The organism is Acinetobacter sp. 1124_18A (genome assembly GCF_052824995.1).
In genome coordinates, this window is record NZ_VTDF01000001.1 from 117575 (window position 1) to 136472 (window position 18898).

Annotated in this window: 16 protein-coding genes and 1 pseudogene; 11 read left to right on the top strand and 6 right to left on the bottom strand. The window is 37.2% G+C overall.

Translation table 11 applies throughout. From position 1 onward, the window contains the following. Positions 1-14: 14 nt before the first annotated feature. Both FY048_RS00505 and FY048_RS00510 read right to left on the bottom strand, forming a co-directional pair. Entirely contained in the window at positions 15-161 is a 147-nt protein-coding gene (locus FY048_RS00505) for a hypothetical protein (RefSeq protein WP_004790612.1), read from the bottom strand. Positions 162-194: 33 nt separating this feature from the next. Beyond that, entirely contained in the window at positions 195-1136 is a 942-nt protein-coding gene (locus tag FY048_RS00510; RefSeq protein ID WP_446089752.1) for a hypothetical protein, read from the bottom strand. Positions 1137-1383: 247 nt separating this feature from the next. Between FY048_RS00510 and FY048_RS00515 the strand changes: the two genes are divergently transcribed. After that, complete coding sequence (locus FY048_RS00515; RefSeq protein ID WP_080645660.1) at positions 1384-1872, top strand: YaiI/YqxD family protein; 489 nt, start codon at positions 1384-1386, stop codon at positions 1870-1872. A 7-nt stretch (positions 1873-1879) separates the two neighbouring features. Next, positions 1880-2788 carry a DMT family transporter gene (locus tag FY048_RS00520; RefSeq protein WP_446089753.1) on the top strand — a complete coding sequence of 303 codons (909 nt, stop codon included), beginning with the start codon at positions 1880-1882 and terminating at the stop codon, positions 2786-2788. 29 nt (positions 2789-2817) lie between these two features. Here FY048_RS00520 and FY048_RS00525 read toward each other — a convergent pair. Continuing rightward, a pseudogene (locus FY048_RS00525) lies at positions 2818-2898 on the bottom strand (PilZ domain-containing protein); the annotation flags it as partial. A 150-nt stretch (positions 2899-3048) separates the two neighbouring features. Between FY048_RS00525 and FY048_RS00530 the strand changes: the two are divergent. The 3 genes from FY048_RS00530 (at position 3049) to FY048_RS00540 (ending at position 7479) form a co-directional block, all read left to right on the top strand. Then, positions 3049-4284, top strand: a complete 1236-nt coding sequence (locus tag FY048_RS00530; protein ID WP_446089754.1) for a lipoprotein-releasing ABC transporter permease subunit — start codon at positions 3049-3051, stop codon at positions 4282-4284. Continuing rightward, a complete protein-coding gene (locus FY048_RS00535; protein WP_004643715.1) occupies positions 4277-4963 on the top strand; it encodes an ABC transporter ATP-binding protein in 687 nt (228 codons plus the stop codon). Before FY048_RS00530 ends, FY048_RS00535 begins: the two co-directional genes overlap by 8 nt. 83 nt (positions 4964-5046) lie before the next feature. Beyond that, positions 5047-7479, top strand: coding sequence for a DNA internalization-related competence protein ComEC/Rec2 (locus tag FY048_RS00540; protein ID WP_446089755.1), 2433 nt, complete (start codon positions 5047-5049; stop codon positions 7477-7479). Here the strand turns inward: FY048_RS00540 and FY048_RS00545 are convergent. Further along, complete coding sequence (locus FY048_RS00545) at positions 7432-8415, bottom strand: lysophospholipid acyltransferase family protein (RefSeq protein ID WP_446090274.1); 984 nt, start codon at positions 8413-8415, stop codon at positions 7432-7434. The two genes, FY048_RS00540 and FY048_RS00545, sit on opposite strands and share 48 nt — an antisense overlap. Before the next feature lie 133 nt (positions 8416-8548). Between FY048_RS00545 and sppA the strand changes: the two genes are divergently transcribed. Both sppA and FY048_RS00555 read left to right on the top strand, forming a co-directional pair. Continuing rightward, positions 8549-9565, top strand: a complete 1017-nt coding sequence (gene sppA / locus FY048_RS00550; RefSeq protein ID WP_446089756.1) for a signal peptide peptidase SppA — start codon at positions 8549-8551, stop codon at positions 9563-9565. A 21-nt stretch (positions 9566-9586) separates the two neighbouring features. Beyond that, complete coding sequence (locus FY048_RS00555) at positions 9587-10396, top strand: alpha/beta fold hydrolase (protein WP_446089757.1); 810 nt, start codon at positions 9587-9589, stop codon at positions 10394-10396. A 69-nt stretch (positions 10397-10465) separates the two neighbouring features. Here FY048_RS00555 and purN read toward each other — a convergent pair whose 3' ends face one another. Together purN and purM are read right to left on the bottom strand one after the other, a co-directional pair. Then, the gene (gene purN, locus FY048_RS00560; RefSeq protein WP_446089758.1) at positions 10466-11095 is read right to left on the bottom strand and encodes a phosphoribosylglycinamide formyltransferase; all 630 of its coding nucleotides are present in this window, start codon (positions 11093-11095) and stop codon (positions 10466-10468) included. Next, positions 11092-12162 (bottom strand): phosphoribosylformylglycinamidine cyclo-ligase, encoded by a 1071-nt coding sequence (gene purM / locus FY048_RS00565; RefSeq protein ID WP_049837263.1) that lies wholly within the window; start codon positions 12160-12162, stop codon positions 11092-11094. The genes purN and purM overlap by 4 nt, the downstream gene beginning before the upstream one ends. A 135-nt stretch (positions 12163-12297) precedes the next feature. Here purM and cxpE point away from each other — a divergent pair, with 135 nt between their 5' ends. From cxpE to FY048_RS00585, 4 genes are all read left to right on the top strand, one after another. Further along, positions 12298-13494 carry a chloramphenicol efflux transporter CxpE gene (cxpE, locus tag FY048_RS00570; RefSeq protein WP_446089759.1) on the top strand — a complete coding sequence of 399 codons (1197 nt, stop codon included), beginning with the start codon at positions 12298-12300 and terminating at the stop codon, positions 13492-13494. Positions 13495-13514: 20 nt separating this feature from the next. Continuing rightward, positions 13515-14213 (top strand): DnaA regulatory inactivator Hda, encoded by a 699-nt coding sequence (hda, locus tag FY048_RS00575; protein WP_003650214.1) that lies wholly within the window; start codon positions 13515-13517, stop codon positions 14211-14213. Positions 14214-14547: 334 nt separating this feature from the next. Next, a complete protein-coding gene (rbtA, locus tag FY048_RS00580) occupies positions 14548-16398 on the top strand; it encodes a rhombotarget A (protein WP_446089760.1) in 1851 nt (616 codons plus the stop codon). A gap of 15 nt (positions 16399-16413) precedes the next feature. Beyond that, a complete protein-coding gene (locus FY048_RS00585; RefSeq protein WP_446089761.1) occupies positions 16414-18849 on the top strand; it encodes a CSLREA domain-containing protein in 2436 nt (811 codons plus the stop codon). Positions 18850-18898 lie beyond the last annotated feature (49 nt).

Here is an 18898-nt window from a genome sequence, read left to right on the forward strand (position 1 = left end):
ATAAATTTTATAAACTAAAAAGGCACTAAACCAAGTTGGTGCATGAATATGGCAGCTAAAAACATACCCAATACAAAAAAGCAAAACGCACCAGTATCGACCTTTACGCGCAGGCTACTAGATTGAATGAGGCTGGTGGTTTGTTCGGGTATAATCTTCATTCAATAACCTAATTATTAAAATATTAGTGAAATTCAATTAGTTTCACCCTTTTTAGCACAAATAGTCGCCTGAATCCAGATATTACCGCGAATATATTCGCCAATATTAAAGTTTTTATACAAATCGTTTTTGGTCGCAATGCGCACTAATATGGCAGGAAGATCATCTTCTAAAACCAAAGTAACATCATAAAGGGTATATTCTGCCCCCATAAATGTCATAGAAGTTTTGCCAACGATATTACCTTGGAACCATGCTTCATCTTCTTGACCAAGATTTTCGCCATATAAATAAGCAACCATTTTAGAAAAATCAACAGTTACAGGTTCTTGATCTTCTGGGGTTTTTGGCTGCCATTCATTAATGAGTTCCTGTAAGTTTTCAGGAGCAATACCATTATGTTCAGTCAAAATCGCATTTAATGCACGGTGATGTTTAATTGAGGCTGGGTCATCAACAACGATTTTTTCGCCTGCTGGTACAGGTTCTAATTCATAAGCCCATGCATTAAATTGAACTTGATAGTCTTTAGTTTTGTCATATTGACAAGCGTTAACGCTAAATAAATTATCAAATGCATAAACCGTTGTATCTTTATTTAGTTTTAAACTTAAAACAGCTTGTGTCGCAGAGTCACAAGTAATGATACGTTCAATTTTCGCATTATATTGATATGGACTTTCAAAACTTGGAAAGGCTGTTTTGAGTGCGCGAGGTTTCTGATTTTCAACCGCAATAATCTGGTTGATTGTAACTTTTTGGTTTTGTGGGCCTTGAATCAACCAAAAAGATTGATCCATATCTTCTTCATGTTCGCATAAGCCCATTGGCATTATGGGTGCATCAAGTGCTAGTCCTAACCATTTTGGTACATCTGTTTCAGGATGGGACGTCAATAGATTCCAATGTTCGCCATGACTACCAAAATTTTGGTCATTTACTTTAATTACTTCTGGACTGTTTTGATTTTTCATAAGCACGATGCTGTTGGGTTCACATTACTTGTTATATTAAATCGAGGGTGTTTACTGTTTTTCAAGTCACCATATGTAAATTCTCTTGTAAAAGCACATATTTAGTCATTTAAACATAGATATTGCTTCTATTTACAAAAGAAAAGGTAGATCTGACTCTTAAGAAAACTTAAATACCAAATTAAAAATAAGTTTAATGTTTATTACTATTCACCTTAGAAAAGCATCTGTTAGACTTATATTTTTAGTGGAAATAGAGAATAACGTGCTGCCATTTAAACTATGGGTAGACGCAGACGCCTTACCAAGAATATTACGTGAAGTGATTTTGCGCGCATCAGATCGTTATCAGTTAGAAGTTATTTTTGTTGCTAATCAAAATGTTGGTATTACGCCTTCTGTTCGCATCAAGTCAATACAGGTTTTAAGTGGTGCCGATCAGGCCGATAAAGAAATAGTTGATCGCATGATTGAAAATGACATTGTCATTACGCAAGATATTCCACTAGCCGCTCAAGTGATTGAGAAAGGCGGAGTTGCTATTCATCCGCGTGGTGAAGTCTATACAACTGCGAATGTTAAAGCTCGTTTACATCTGCGTGATTTCATGGATACGCTTCGTGGCGCTGGCGTACAAACGGGTGGCCCACCGCCTATTTCTGAGCGAGATAAGCGTGAATTTTCGAGTGCATTAGATCAAACAATTTTAAAGCAAAAACGTAAAGCAGCTAAGTGAGCATCGCATGCCATCGCAAACCAATTTGGCTTTAACCTATGCCTTGTTAGTGTTCATTTGGGCAACCACTCCATTGGCTATTGTTTGGAGTGTGTCTGATTTACATCTTATGTGGGCATTGTTGTTACGCTTTTTTATTGCATTGCCTTTGGCCGTGACCATATTACTGATTTTAAGAACACCTTTTCCGACTCATCGACAAGCAATTCATAGCTATGTTGCCGGATCTTTTAGTTTAATCGGCTCTCAAATTTTTACCTATGCGGCTACTCAATATTTAAGTTCAGGCATGATTGCGCTTATGTTTGGTTTAGCGCCTATTATGGCCGGACTCATTGGTCGGTTTGCATTTGGTCAGCAACTCTATAAGTTGCAATGGTTAGGTATGGCGATTGCAGTTAGCGGTTTAGCCATCATTTGTTTTAATGGCGCAAATCAGCATGTGCATCCGTTTGGTATCGTCCTTATGCTGATGAGTGTGTTTGTCTATTCTTTTTCAATTTTTTGGGTTAAGAAAGTTAATGCTCAGATCCAGCCTATGGCTCAGGCAACAGGCTCTATTTTAGTTTCTTCAATTTTGGCAAGTTGTCTTATTCCATTTATTTGGCAATATGCACCGACACATTTTCCAGAAGCTAAGTCTTTATTTGCTTTAATTTATACGGTACTGATGGCTTCATTAGTCGCCATGTTCTGTTATTTCAAGCTTATACAAAATATTCAGGCAACGACTTTATCTTTAACAACTGTAATTACGCCAATGTTAGCCATGATGATTGGAGCTGCTTTAAACCACGAACAATTGTCGATTATGGTTTTTGTGGGGGCTTTAATTATCCTGTTTGGACTATTTTTATATTTCTATAAAGACATTCAAGCAAATCGAAATTTTGTCCGACATATTAAGTCTAAATAGGAGAAGATTTGGGTAATTTGTTGAGCTTATTCATTAAATTGTTCTAATTCGTAGCGAAATGCATGATCAAATTGATCTCCCCACTTAAGTAGTAGAAAATAGCGCAGCAATATAATATTAGGATTGTTAAGGAAAGGTCAGAACTTACTGATTTTTTAAACCTTAATACAGCATCTAACGATATGGCCAAATAGTAGATGTCGACGTAATTTGACTTTAGCATCTGCTATTTCCCATCAATCACCTTGGATTTAGAAGGTATGTTTAAACCAATCTCACTGTATATAGGGTTGAGATATACTCGCGCAAGACGCAGTAATCATTTTATTTCTTTTATTGCATTGGTTTCGATGATCGGTTTGACACTAGGTGTCGCTGTACTGATTACGGTACTTTCTGTGATGAACGGTTTCGATCGCGAATTGAAAAACCGTGTTTTGGGAATGGTGCCGCAAGCGACAGTTTCATCTACACAAATCCTCACGGATTGGCCTGAACTGGTAAAACGAGTTGAACATCATCCACATGTAACTGGGGTTGCACCTTTTACCCAATTGCAAGGTATGTTAACCGCGCAAGGGCAAGTCGCTGGTATTATGGTGACGGGTATTGACCCAAAATATGAAAAAAATGTGTCTATTATTCAAAATCATATTGTTGCTGGTAGCTTAGACTCACTTAAAAAGGGTGAGTTTGGTATTGTCCTTGGTAAAGATATGGCTGATTCATTAGGCTTGCGTCTAAATGACAGTGTGACATTGGTTTTACCTGAAGCAACGCCATCTCCAGCGGGTGTAGTACCTCGTTTCAAGCGTTTTAAAGTAGTGGGGATTTTTAGTGTAGGTGCCGAAGTTGACTCTATGGTGGGCTATATCGCTCTCTATGATGCGTCAACCTTATTACGCTTACCAGATGGTGCCCAAGGTGTTCGTTTAAAACTAGATGATATTTTTGCCGCGCCACAAGTTGCCGACGACTTGGTAAAAAGTTTACCAAGCAATTTCTACGCAACGAACTGGACCTATACGCATGGCAATCTGTTTAATGCCATTCAAATGGAAAAAACACTCGTTGGTTTGTTACTTGTACTTATCATTGTTGTTGCAGCATTTAATATCGTTTCGTCATTAGTTATGGTTGTAACTGATAAAAAATCAGATATTGCCATTTTGCGTACATTAGGCGCTTCGCCATCAATGATTACTAAAATATTTATGGTGCAAGGTACTGTCATTGGTGTGATTGGTACAGTTGCTGGTACAGTTTTAGGTGTAATTTTGGCTTTAACCATTAGTAATATCATTTCATGGTTTAACAATGTGTTAGGTTTAAATCTATTTGATGCTTACTTTGTGCATTACCTACCTTCTTATTTAAGATGGCAAGATGTGACGATTATTGTGACTGTGTCTTTACTTCTCAGCTTCTTGGCAACGATTTATCCGGCACTTCGTGCGGCCAAAGTTCAACCTGCCGAGGCACTGCGTTATGAGTAAAATTGTTTTAGAAGCAAAAGATATCTACAAACATTTTGATGATGGTAAATCTAAGGTTGAAGTCATTAAAGGTCTTTCTTTACAAGTTGAAGCTGGGCAGTTTGTTTCGATTGTTGGTGCGAGTGGTTCAGGTAAAAGTACTTTACTTCATGCGCTAGGTGGTCTAGAGCAACCTACACAAGGACAAGTATTTTTAAATGGTCAGCGTTTTGATAATTTAGGTGAAGCCGAGCGTGGTTTTCAACGTAACAAATACCTTGGTTTTGTTTATCAATTTCACCATTTGTTACCTGAGTTTACTGCGCTTGAAAATGTGGCAATGCCGCTTATGCTTCGACCAGATAGCCAATACAAATCGGTAAAGGCACAAGCTGAATACTTACTAGACCGAGTGGGATTATCTCATCGTATGGATCACCAGCCAGGTGAGCTTTCGGGCGGTGAGCGCCAACGTGTTGCTTTGGCTCGTGCTTTGGTCACTCAACCTGCGGTTGTTTTGGCCGATGAACCTACAGGAAACCTTGATCGTAAAACAGCTCTAGGTATTTTTGAATTACTGACTGATCTTAAGAAAGAACTCAACATGGCTATGCTGATTGTGACTCATGATGAACAGTTGGCTCAGGCAGCAGATTCAATCTTGCATATGGAAGATGGTCTTTGGGTGAGCGGTTCTTAAAAAATTGTCATTAAATCACATTGTTAAAGCCCACTTAGTTGGGCTTTAATTTTGCCCCTAAAAAGATAATGATATGACTTTAAATGTTAAAACTTATTTTAGTGGGGTGGGTTCTAGGTATTGCATTCATGGGAATAGAGCTTCCTTTAATAATGCAATATGGTTGGATTGGTAAAGTTCTACTTTTTATCAGCTTTATTTTTTATATTTTTAAGCGGCATATTTTTGTAAATCGTCCCATATTAAAAGCAGTTTATTGTTTAATCTGTGGCCTAAGCCTTTTTGTTATAGGCCATCAATATGCTCAGCACGCCTTAAATGAAAGATTACAACTACGGGAGATGCAACCTCAGTCTCTAGACATTGTTGTTTATATAGATCGACTAAGTGAAGAAAAAGATAATAAGACACAGCAAGTCGGTCAGGTTCTAGGGCGGTCATCCCATGCGGTGAATTGGTTGTTATATTTAAAAAATGAAAATGAGAACGCTTTGATAGAGGGACCAAAATTACAATTAGGCCACTACTATCGAATATCGGGTAAAACCAGACCCGCTCATAGTTATGCAGTATCAGGTGCTTTTGATCAAGAACAATGGTTCATTCAACGAAATATAATGTCAGGTTTCAGTGTTCAGCATCTTGAGCCTTTAAGCTTTGATGAAATTTATCGATTGGGTTATCAAAATCACTTAAAACAGCAACAAAACTTTTTTACTAGACAGCAATTAAATATAGAAAAACTCCGTCTAAAGTTTAGATTAATGCTAAAAAAATCTCCCTTTCAGAATAAAGGATTGTTATTAGCACTTCTGACAGGGGACGAAAGTCTTTTAAATGAAGACACTAAAAATCAATTTAAACAATTAGGTATTTCTCATTTGTTGGCTATTTCGGGGCCTCATGTCCTCATTTTTGCCATCATGTTGTCTTGGGGTTTACATCAATTAGTACGACGTTATTATCCGCAGATTTATTTGTGGCAACCCAAGCAAATATTGGCAATGATTCCTTTATGTCTTGGGGTTTTGATTTATACAGCTTTTGTCGGTTTTGAAATTCCAGCTTTAAGAACTTTACTTTCAGTATTCTTATTTGCCTTTTTATTGTTAGTCAAACTGCCTGTTAAGCCATTTTCACTCTTGGTTTACAGCGCAAGTCTACTTTTACTTTTCGACCCATTTAGTGTTTTATCGGCAGGTTTTTGGCTCTCTTATGGTTCTTGCTTTATTTTATTACGCATTTATCAAACCATAGTACAGACTCCAAATCTTGTTTCAGTGAGTCTGCTATCTAAAATAATTCTTTTAAGTAAAACCTTAATTGAATCTCAGGGCAAAATATTTATTGCCCTATGTCCTTTAATGTTGATTTTCTTTCAACAGATTTCATGGGTTGCACCTCTCACAAATATTATCGCTGTTCCTCTGTTAGGAGGAGTTATTATTCCTTTGAATATTTTTGCTGCTTGTGTGTGGCTTATTTTTAATTCACTTGGAAATGTACTCTTTCAGATTAATGATATTTTGCTCAGTATAGTGCTGACATGTTTTAGTCTTTTAGAGAAATTATCTCTACCGTTGCAAGGTTTTAGTCTGACACCACTGGCTTTGTTAGGCTTAAGCTGTGCCATTGTTATCTTATTTTTACCACGTGGTGTTTTACCGAAATCTTGGAGTCTTATATGTTGTTTACCCTTAGTCATTCCGAATAAAACCTCTCAGCAAATTCAATTAAATATTATAGACGTAGGCCAAGGACAAGCGATTTTTCTACAACACCCAGAGCAGACGTGGTTAATTGATACTGGTGGTTCTTATGAAGAGAAAGCCTTTAGTATTGGGCAAAATGTAGTAATTCCATATTTACGTCAGAAAGGTATTAAACAACTAGATCATGTGGTGTTATCTCATCTTGACCAAGATCATAGTGGGGCATTTCCTTTTATTGCTCAGGCTTTTCCTATTAAACAAGTCATATCAAATGAGCTATGGGCACAGCAAGTGAAAGAACCATTTACCTATTGTCATCAAGGGCAAAAATGGCAATATCCACAGTTAGATATTGAGATACTTTGGCCGAAAGAAAATGATTTAAATTTAGTTTCTTCTAACCAAAATGAATATTCTTGTGTCGTTTATATTCATTTAAAACAGGTAAAGGGTTATCAAAATTATTTAATTATGGGGGATGCTGGATGGGAAGCAGAATATCAACTAATAAAAGAATATCCTGATTTAAAAGTAGATGTTTTGGTATTAGGCCATCATGGCAGTAAACATAGTTCAGCCTATGACTTTTTAGCGACTTTAAATCCCAAGCTGGTTGTTGCCTCTGCCGGGTTTAATAACCGATATGGTCATCCAAGCAAAGAAGTCTTAGCGAGAATACAAGAACTTAATATTCCGTTTAAAAGCACCGTTGAGCAAGGAACATTAAGTTTTGTATCTCAGCCTCATCAAATGGTTTTATACACTCGACGTTTCGAGCGTACTTGGCTTCACAGAGCTTTGTGAAGCTTCTGCTTTCAGCTTAGCCACAATTTGAAGAGCTTCAACTGGATCAATATTATAAATGTTATCTAAAGCAGGGTTGGCTTTAAAACGCTTATAACTCCAGTGGTAATGCTCTGGATAGCGCTGGATGAGTTGTTCAATAGCTTGGTGAATGACAAATGTTCCGTTATCTGCACTGCCTTCATAAATTTTCTCATCCATAGGTTCAATATGCAGCGTAAAACCGTCATTTTCGTTACGAATTGCATACATGAATAAAGCTTTTGCTTTAGTTTTCTGGATGAGCTTGGCACTTAAATTACTTGAAGCAAGTGGAACACCAAAATAATTGATCATACTACCGCCGACGTTGGGCGTATGGTCAGGTAAAATTGCGGTAGTTTGACCTTGTTTTAAAGCTTTAAAAATTTGTCTTACACCACTTTCATCAGTAGGAACCAAATTGGCTTGTTCACGACTACGTGCATCTCGAACAAAACGGTTCGCATCTTCATTTTTTACAGGCTTGTATAAAATTGTCATTGAAGTGAATTGTGAACACCATGCATTGATAATTTCCCACGTACCAAAATGGGGGATAATCATGACAAGCCCTTTTTTTTCTGCAAGCGCTTCGTGATAGTAATGTTCACCTTCAATATGGTGAATTCTTTCGATATTCTTACTATTTGATGATCCCCAAATACTTAAAAATTCAAAGTATGAGGTGATTTCATTACGAATAGCTTGTTCTGTAATCTCTATTCGCTGCTGTGGCGTTAAATGTGGAAGGGCGATTTGTAGGTTTAGTTCTATACTTTTTGATGTTTTAGTAATTTTTAAAGTATTGATTAACCCTGCCAACATACGAGCAAGAAAACGTCCAAATTTAATTGGCTGGCGGCTAAAAGTTTTGAGTAGGTAATAGTTCATGCTTTTTGTATCTAATTTGGTTATCTATCGCGGGAAAAAGGAAGCAATAATTAAAAAAAGATATAATTATTATAAATGAAATCATATTATTTAGACAGTTTTTATCAAATCAACGTATATAATGACATCATTTTAGATTAATTTGGATTGGAATTTTATGTCCGATTGGCCACCAAAACCACAAAATGAACCTATAACCCCTAAACAAAATGGACCAGAATGGCAAATTCTCGAGAAGGCTGTACTTGCTTCAGTCGAGGAACAGCGTCGTAGTCGCCGTTGGGGTATCTTCTTTAAAACATTAACTTTTATTTATTTATTATTCATTGTTGTACTCATGGGTAAAGGTTGTTCAACCAGCAAAGAAGGCTCTACTGTAAGTAGCAGTAGTGCTCATTTGGCAGTGGTGAATATTATTGGAACTATTGATGCTTCGAGTAATCAATCGGTCAATAGTGAAGATACGAATAAAGCGCTTAAACGTGCTTTTGAAGCCTCAAATAGTAAAGCTGTTGCACTTAATATTAACTCGCCTGGTGGTTCTCCAGTTCAGTCTGATGAAATCTGGCAGGAAATTCGTTATTTGAAAAAACAGCATCCAGATAAAAAGGTTTACGCTGTGATTGGTGATATGGGTGCCTCGGGTGCGTACTATATCGCTTCTGCTGCTGATGAGATTATTGTCAATCCATCAAGTCTGGTCGGCTCAATTGGTGTGATCATGCCGAACTATGGAATTACTGGTTTAGCCCAGAAACTTGGTATTGAAGATCGCACGTTAACCGCAGGAACGAATAAAGACATTTTAAGTATGACAAAACCGATTGATCCTGTTCAAAAGCAACATATTCAATCTGTTCTTGATAATGTTCATACTCACTTTATCACTGCTGTTAAAGAAGGGCGTGGAAAGCGTTTAAAATCAAATGATCCAGCTATTTTTTCTGGTTTATTCTGGACTGGTGAACAAGCCATTCAGTTAGGCGTTGCTGACCGTTCAGGTAACATTACGAGCTTGATGCGTGAACTAAACCTTGATAATAAAGTTGACTACACAATTGAGCGCAACCCATTACAATCCATTTTAGGTCGTATGGGGGCACAAATCGGGCAAGGGGTAAGTGAATCTATTGCTCAAGAAGTGCAGACTCGTCAAAGCGCAAAATTACAATAAAATCTGTTTTAGGATAGCGGTATGTCAATGAAACCAGTTATACACTTTGCTCATGCGAATGGCGTGCCATCAAAAGTGTATCAAAAACTGTTTGACCAGTTGAAAGGGGAATATGACATTATTTATGTTCCCTTGATTGGTCCTGATAAACGTTATCCTGTAACGAATCATTGGCCTGCTTTGGTTGATCAGGTGATTGACAGTATTGTGCGGCAGGCGAAAGGACGTAAAGTTATTGGACTTGGGCATTCGCTTGGTTCAGTTTTAACGTTGATGGCATCTTTTCAGCGTCCTGAACTTTTTTCTCAAGTGATTATGTTAGACCCACCTCTTATTTTAGGACGATATTCATTTGCTTTTCATATGGCAAAACTATTTCGTCCTAAATTGGTTGATGCGATGACACCAGCGGGTTTATCAGCTCGTCGTCGTGAACATTGGGAATCGAGAGAGCAGGCTGCCGAATTACTGCGTCCCAAAGGTTTCTATAAAGATTTTGATGAAGATTGTTTTCAAGCTTACATCGACTATGCTTTAAAAGAGGACTCGGTCCGTGGTGGTGTCACTTTAACGATTTCTCGTGAAGATGAAGTTGCAATTTTCCGGAAAAATCCTTCTTGGTGGTGGCTGCCTATGCCAAAACCTAAGATGCCTGTGCATTTGGTTGTGGGGAAAGAAAGTGCTTTCTTAAAAAGAGGCTTTCCTCAAATGGCAAAGCGAAAAATGGGAATTCCGTTTACTGTGGTTGAAGGAGGACACATGTTTCCTCTAGAACATCCTATTGAAACAGTGAATTCTATAAAGAAATTGATTCATCATCAGCCAAACTAATTTTTAGACTTATAAAAAAAGGACATGCTGGCATGTCCTTTTTTTATTTTTATTTTTAAGAAAAAAGTTTTACCAATTTGCAAAACGAATAGGGTGTTCAAGAACTTGATCACGGAAATAAGCTTGACCATTTTTCCATGTAAGTTGACCGTTACATAACCACTCTGCTACTTGTGGGTAGATAAAGTGTTCAAGTGTATGCACTCGATTTGCTAATGAAGCGGCAGTATCATGTTCTTTAACTAAAATAGCGGATTGGGCAATCGATTGACCAGAATCCAGTTCAGCAGTTACAAAGTGTACGGTACAACCATGTAAACGATCACCTGTGTTTAAAACACGTTGATGAGTATTCACACCTTTGTAAGCTGGAAGAAGTGAGGGATGTATGTTCAGCATTTTCCCTTGCCATTTGTTGACAAAGGTGGGAGTTAAAATGCGCATGAAACCGGCTAAAATAATCACATCCACTTGCCAAGCCAAGAGCTGTTGATGCATTGCTTCATCAAACACTTCACGAGTTGGAAAGTCTTTATGAGAAATAACTGCCGTAGCAATATTGGCTTTTTGAGCACGCTCTAGGGCATAAGCATCTGCTTTATTAGACAGTACACCTACAATTTGCCCTGATAGATTTGCATCTATCAAGGCTTGTAAATTACTGCCGTTCCCAGAGACTAGAACAGCAATTTTTATCATGCAAAGATCACACGAATTTTTTCGTCTGCACCTTCAACTGATTCAGCATTTTCTTGGATGTGTCCAATTTTCCAAGCTTTTTCACCTTGAGCATTAAGCACTTCAATTGCTTTTTCTGCATCATTTGCATCAACAGCAATGACCATACCTACGCCACAGTTAAACGTACGGTACATTTCAAAGCGTTCTACATTGCCTTCGCGTTGTAGAAGTTGGAATAATTCAGACCATTCCCACGAAGCTTCATCAATGACTGCTTGAGCACCATTTGGTAATACACGTGGTAAGTTACCCGGTAAACCGCCACCAGTGATGTGTGCCATAGCGTGTACATCAACTTGTTTGCAAAGCTCAAGAACTGGTTTTACATAAATACGTGTTGGTTCCATTGCAACGTCTGCAAGAGGACGACCATCAATCATTTGAGTTAAATCAACGTTTTTAACGTCTAAAATTTTACGTAGTAATGAGTAACCATTCGAGTGAGCACCACTTGATGCAACACCGATAAGTACGTCACCAGACTTTACTTTAGTACCATCAATAATTTTGCTTTGCTCAACAACACCAACCGCAAAACCAGCAAGATCGTAATCTTCGCCTTCATACATGCCTGGCATTTCTGCGGTTTCACCACCTACAAGTGCGCAACCTGCAAGCTCACAACCTTTACCAATACCAGTAACAACATTTGCAGCAACGTCAACATTTAAGTGACCAGTCGCGTAATAATCAAGGAAGAATAATGGTTCTGCACCACAAACTAAAAGGTCATTTACACACATAGCCACAAGATCTTGGCCGATTGTGTCATGACGATTAAGATTAAGTGCCAAACGTAATTTAGTTCCTACACCATCGGTTCCAGAAACTAAAACAGGCTCTTCATAACCTTTAGGAATTTTGCATAGTGCACCAAAGCCACCAAGACCGCCCATTACTTCAGGACGACTTGTACGTTTAGCGACTGACTTGATACGATCGACCAGTGCGTCGCCCGCTTCAATGTCGACACCCGCATCTTTATAGCTTAAACCGGTATTTGGGGTAGAAGTTGAGTTGCTCATAAATGAAGTCTCCGCATTGGCGGCAGATTATAACCTGAATATACGAAACTCTTATGTTATTTATGCTCGAAAATGCTATCTTTAATAAAAATATTTTTTCATTTATAACGATTAAATCAAAAAAGGCTAGATTTTATGCAAGATCGTATACTGCGCCGTATTCTTTTACTCGCAGGTATTGTATTGCTGGTATGGGTATTGTACTTACTCAAGCCTGTAGTCATTCCTTTTATCGGTGCTTTTTTCCTGGCTTATTTATTCAGTCCACTTGTTGATGTTCTGGTAAAAATCAAATTACCTCGCTGGTTAGCAATTAGCGTGGTGTTTATAGGAATCGGTGTAACCTTAACTATTGCACTCTGGTATTTGGTTCCTCTGATCTGGAAACAATTGGTTTACGCCCGAGATAGCATTCCAGCAGGTATTCACTGGATTAATGCAGAACTATTACCATGGGTTTCTTCGACATTTAATGTTCAGCAAATGGAAATTGATACCGATCAAATGTCCAAAGCTGTCATGGATTATGTTCAGACAAATTACAGTGCCGATAGTATTCAAGCTGTCCTATTAAAGCTTGCACAATCAGGTCTTAATTTTATTCAGATCGGTGGAACAGTTGTTTTAATTCCAATTATTGCTTTTTATTTTTTACTAGACTGGGACCGTATGCTACAAAACTTACGTCGTCTCATTCCACGTCAATATGAAGCATCTACCTTACAGATCGTTAGTGAATGCCATAGCGTTTTAGGAGCGTTTGTTAAAGGTCAGTTTCTCGTCATGCTATTGCTCGGCGTAGTATACGCAGTTGGTTTGCAGCTCATTGGTTTGGAAGTTGGTCTTATTATTGGTATGGTGGCTGGTCTTGCCAGTATTATTCCTTATTTAGGATTTGCAGTAGGTATTATTGCAGCAGTTATTGCGAGTTTATTCCAGTTTGGGTTGGACTGGACGCACTTGCTACTGGTTGGTGTAGTTTTTATGATTGGCCAAGCGGTAGAAGGTTATATTCTACAGCCATTCCTACTGGGCGATAAAATTGGTTTATCTCCTGTAGCAGTTGTTTTTGCCGTATTAGCGGGTGCACAGCTTGCTGGTTTCTTGGGAATGTTGATTGCATTGCCTGTTGCTGCTGTTATTGTGGTGTTGTTGAAGCATTTAAGAGAGAATTATGAAAGAAGCTCACTTTATGCTCCACCTTCTACTTTATTGATACAAGAAGGCGGCAATATTGAGCAAATTCATGTAGAAACTGAAAGCACTAAGCTTGATCTTGAGGTTAAAACACAGCAAGATACAGATAGACTGAAACCATCTGACCAGAAATAATTTCAAGGTTAATTCAATATATGCGTCAACTCCAACTGGATATAGAACCTCAACTTGATGCCCGAATTAGTGATTTTTCGGGACCGAGTTGGGGGAATGTAGTCGATGCTGTGCGTCAACTACATGCTGGTCTGGTAAGTAGGTTTTACATCTACGGTGGAGCAGGGACAGGTAAGAGTCATTTACTTTCTGCAATTTGTGATTCTTATTTAGAAATAGGCAAATCTGCAATTAAGGTTTCTTTGCTTGAACTCCTTGATGCTCCTATCGAAGCAATTACTTCTTTAGAGCATTATGACCTTGTTGCTTTGGATGATATTGAATCGATTAGTGGTGTGCCTCATTGGCAAAAAGCTGTCTTTCATTTAATGAATAATCACGAAGGACAGTTAGTATTTTCTTCGCGTGTAGCGCCTATCGAATTAAAGTTGGAATTACCAGACTTGCAGTCACGACTTACACAAGCTGTCAGTGTTAAAGTGCCGAGTGGAAGTTTATATGCGGATCGCTATGCCTTGGTTACATCTGTAATGTCTAGACGTGGTATTCATTTTGATCAGCAAATTGTTGACTATTTATTGTTACATGGCCCTCATCAGGCTTCACTTTTGCTGCAGACAGTTGCCCAATTAGAAAAACTACTCAAAGGCGAAAAAACAAAACTTTCGAATGCAACTTTAAGACAAATTTATGCTTTGATTGATGAATATCAACAATAGATATCTTTTAATCTTGTCTTATTGCCTCACCTGCGCACATAAAAAACTATTAAAAATAGAGTGTATGGCACAAAATTTCTAATTTCAGAGCACTTGCCTTTATATCTTTTTAAATTTCCTTCTAATTAGTAAATATTCACATTTTTGTATTTAAAAAAGTTTTTTAAATGTATGAAGCTTTTTGTAATCTGGTTCAAAAATGACTCTATAGACCGACCAAAATGTCTTGAGAAATTCTACTTGCTGTGACAAAGTACGCACAAAGGATGCGATTGCAAAAGCGGAAATTTTGCAATATTGACAAAAAAAATGAAAAAGATGTAAGGAGATGGGTATGCTCAAACGGAGCATTGCTTTTGCTTTATTGGCTGCTGCTGGACACGCTTATTCTGCCGATATTCAAGTCACAAGCTTAATTGATGAAGATAAAGACGATACGCTATGTACGTTGCGTGAGGCTGTACAATTTCTTAATTATCGAGCATCTTCCAATGCTGCTGATGTCGAAAAATATGCAACTGGTTATCACGGATGCGGAGGTAAAGACGCCTCTTCAAACATTATTTTAAAGCGTGATAAAGAATATGCATTGAATGAAAGTATAACAATTACAGGCGCTCTAAATATTCTTACAGAGAGTGACTCAAGTTTTATTGATAATGATGCTCCGGGGACTCATAACGCTAGCATTAAAATGGCGGGTACAGACCGCCTGTTTAAAATTGATGATAATAATGTTGAAAAAGTCTCGTTCTCTGTCTCTTTGAGTGATCTAAATTTACAAGGTGCAGGCCCTAACACTTCGGCATTAGATGGAGGATTAATTTATAACCATGAACAATTAATTATTAAAAATTCACGTTTGCTTAATGGTTATGCTACTCGTGGTGGTGCAATTTATAATGCTGGTAATTTATCTAATACGACAAGAACAGCTGGTACAGTTACCCTTACCAATAATTTAATACAGAATAATAAAGCGAGTCAGGGAGCAGTTTTATATAGTGAAATGCCTCTTTATTATATTACTCAATCTGTTTTACGTGATAATGAAGTTACATCCGCAGATAATGCCTTATTGTATGTTCAAACTAAGTTTGCAGATGAAAGTACTGGAGGTTATTTAACTTCACGTGCTATTGGATTAAGTAATAGTACAATTTTTCATAATAAAGGTGGTTTTATTGCAAATATCCGAGATGGGATGTTTGTTAACAACATTACGATGATTAAAAATGACAAAGGACTATTTCTTGATGCTCCTCTAGGAAAAGCCTCTGTTTCAAACAGTATATTAGTAGGGAATACGCTAAATTGTCAGGTAGGTACAACCGATAAAGCAGTTATACAAAGTAATTTGGTTACCGCAGAATGTAACCGAAATGCGACCTCAAAGCTTCCTAATATTCTTTATCCCGCTAATGAAAAATTAATTGCGGGAGATACAGATGAAGGGGTATGTGATGTAACTGCTCAAAATGGATTGTTATGCCCTTATAACACGCCAAAAAATAGCTTTCTGGGTTTCTTTAGACCGCGATTACTTGAGAGTTATAAAACTTTAGCTGAATCATTAATTATTAATAAAGGACGTCTTTATAGTGATGGCTCTTCAATTGGGTTGGTGCGTTGTGAAAGCTACGATCAACGTGGTAAGAGTCGGAGTGGATATGATGAACTCTGTGATTTGGGTGCAATCGAATATATTGTAGATAGTGAAGTCTCTTCGGTTGGTCAAGATATTAAATATGGCCAAGTTGCAAAAATCGGTATTTTAGGTTCTTTAAGTGAAGCTGATTTAGTTACGCCTGCTACGTGTAAGCGATTGTTTGGTGAGCGTGCTGATGGTAAAGACTGGCAACCAGGATGTCTTAAAGTTAGACAAAGTACAGATACACCAGTTTCAAAAGGCACTATAACCTTAGATCAAAATGGTAATATAATTTATACGCCAAACGGAAATTGGCATGGTGCAGATATTTTTAGTATTCAAGTAGTTACTAGTGTATCTCGTTTTAATGAGGGTGAAGATTTTCAATATATTACTATCCCAACAAGAATTGTTCAGGAACCTTTATCTGGAATTGAAGATAAATCGGTGAGTACTGGCGGTGGGGGAAGTGTAGGCGGTGGTTTAATTTTAGGGTTATTGGGATTAATTGCATTACGCCGTTTCAAGTCATAAACAGGGATGTGGGCTATGAAAAATTATCAAAAAGCACTGGGTGTAATTACTGTTATCGCAGCAATGCCTTTAATGGCGCAAACAACAATAAAAGTTACAACATTTGCTGATGAGGATAATGAGAACATGAATGCATGTTCTCTACGTGAAGCTATTACAGCAGCAGAAATGCGTAAATCTTATGGGGGATGTGAGGTTTCTGCAATTGATGCAAACTACACAATTCAACTCGAAGGTGGTACTTACACCTTAAATAAAGAATTAACCCCTAAAATCGGTCTGAATATTATTGGGAAAGAAGCGACGGATTGGGAGCGAAAAGGAGTTCTAACTAATGACTATCCAGCCCAAAAAGCGCTTGAAACTCGTATAAATGCTGGGGGAAAATCACGTATCTTTAATACGGCTGTTTACCAGCAACCTTTAACATTAACTAATATTATTTTAGAAAATGGTAAAAGTACTGAGTTTGGTGGTGCAATTTATGCTGGCGCCGATGTAACTTTAAAAAATAGTCAGATATTAAACTCACAAGCATCTAAAGGTGGAGCAATTTACCTTGGAGGTAATACTGCCAGTTTAACGATGAGTCATTCTTTAATTCAAAACAATGGCCTGACTTCAACTGAAGGTAGTATTCTCGCAATGAGTTGTATGTTTAATACTTCATATAGCGCACGTACTATATCATTGGATTCAAATAGTTTTGTTAATAATGGATCGACTAGTTCAATAAGTGCTTTTAATTTTTGTGGTAGCCCTACAGCCTCCTTTACAAATAATACAATCGCACAAAATATTGCGAGTCCGACTAACGGTAGTATTCTTAAATTTACAGGAGATGCTGATCCAGCAAAAAATCAAACCAGTAATTTAAGTTCGGATAGTAGTTTAATACTGCAAAATAATACGATTGTTGAGAACTCTGCAAACACAACTTTTTTATATGATAAATTAGGTGATAAAAACTTAAATTTTAATGTATTAGCTTTTAATAATGGGTCTTATGCTTGCCGATATTTACTTGGGGCTGCAGCTGAGGAAAAAGATACTGGACTAGATTTGAGGTTTAATGCTTTAAATTTAACAGGCAATGCACCAAAATGTGATGTACCCAAAGAAGTAGTTCCTACAGGTAATACTAATATTGATGTAAAAAATAATACTTTAAATACTTTATTAGAGCCTTTAAAAGGACCTAATGAAAATAATGGTTTTTTACCAATTTACTATCCTAAAAATAATTTTTCAGAGCCAGATTTAATTGATGTAGATTCAGAAAATAAAGTTACTTGCCAGACTCAAGATCAGCGTGGGTTAGCTAGGTTGGTAAGTAATACATACTATTATCAAACTTTAAATAAAAATAGTTGTGATATTGGTTCGGTTGAGTTGATGAAACTTACTGCAGGTGATCTAGAAGGTTTAGGTAATATTTCATTTACGACTTTAATAGAGACATATCAAAAAAGCTATGATTTATATGATAGCCTGCTTAAAGATCCTACTACGCCATCAAACTTTATCGTTTACTATAAAGTTCGTTTAGCTGAATTTAAGGATTTACTGGATAAGTTTAAAAATGATACGGCTCATGTGAATACAAAATATCGAGCAATTTATATAGATTTAAAAAATTATGGTTTCCCTCTACCAAGTGAAGACATTAATCATGTATTAAAGTTTTTTAATACGGCTGATTATAATGTTAAAGCAGAACCTTTGGGGGTGGCACAAAAAGTAGAAGATTTAACTCCTGATACTAAAACTAAGGAAAACCAGAGATGTGTCTGGAATCCAGCAGTACAGCAAATTCTTTTTTATCGTGTTGATGATGATCCTACTTCAAGTACAACTAATGAATTTTGTAAATATACAATTACAACTAAAGCTGGTGTGGAACTTAGTAGTGGATTAATTAAAGCAAAATTTGCAAATATTGCTCCTGTTTCTGAAGATGGCACAATAACTTTTAAGTATTTAGCAAATGAAATGATTCCTTTGAATTTACTCAAATATGCGAATGATGATGGTGATGGGCCACTTAGTACACTTATTACAAAGCCTGATAAGCCTCAATTTTGGGTAAATGAAAAAGGTGTAGAGTTACCTATCTATTTACCAAGCAAAACTTCGAAAGATGGAATTTTTACGGTCGTTAAGGCAGATCGGGAAGGGCCTTGTCCTGATAAAGACAGTAAAAATACATGTTACGGTGGTAATATTTATATTCAAGCAAAAAATGTCTTTAACACTTTTAACGATACACTATCTTATAATGTCTATGATGCTAATGGATTAATTTCAGCGAAACCTGGGACAATTAATCTAATAAGTACCGCAACTACTACAGATGATTCTCGAAGTGGTGGCGGTGGTGGGGGAAGTTTAGGAATTTTTTCTATTGCATCCTTACTTGGTTTAGCGATCTATAGACGCTACCGTAAATAAACGATATAAAATAAAAAAGCCTCCAGTTGGAGGCTTTTTTATAGAAACT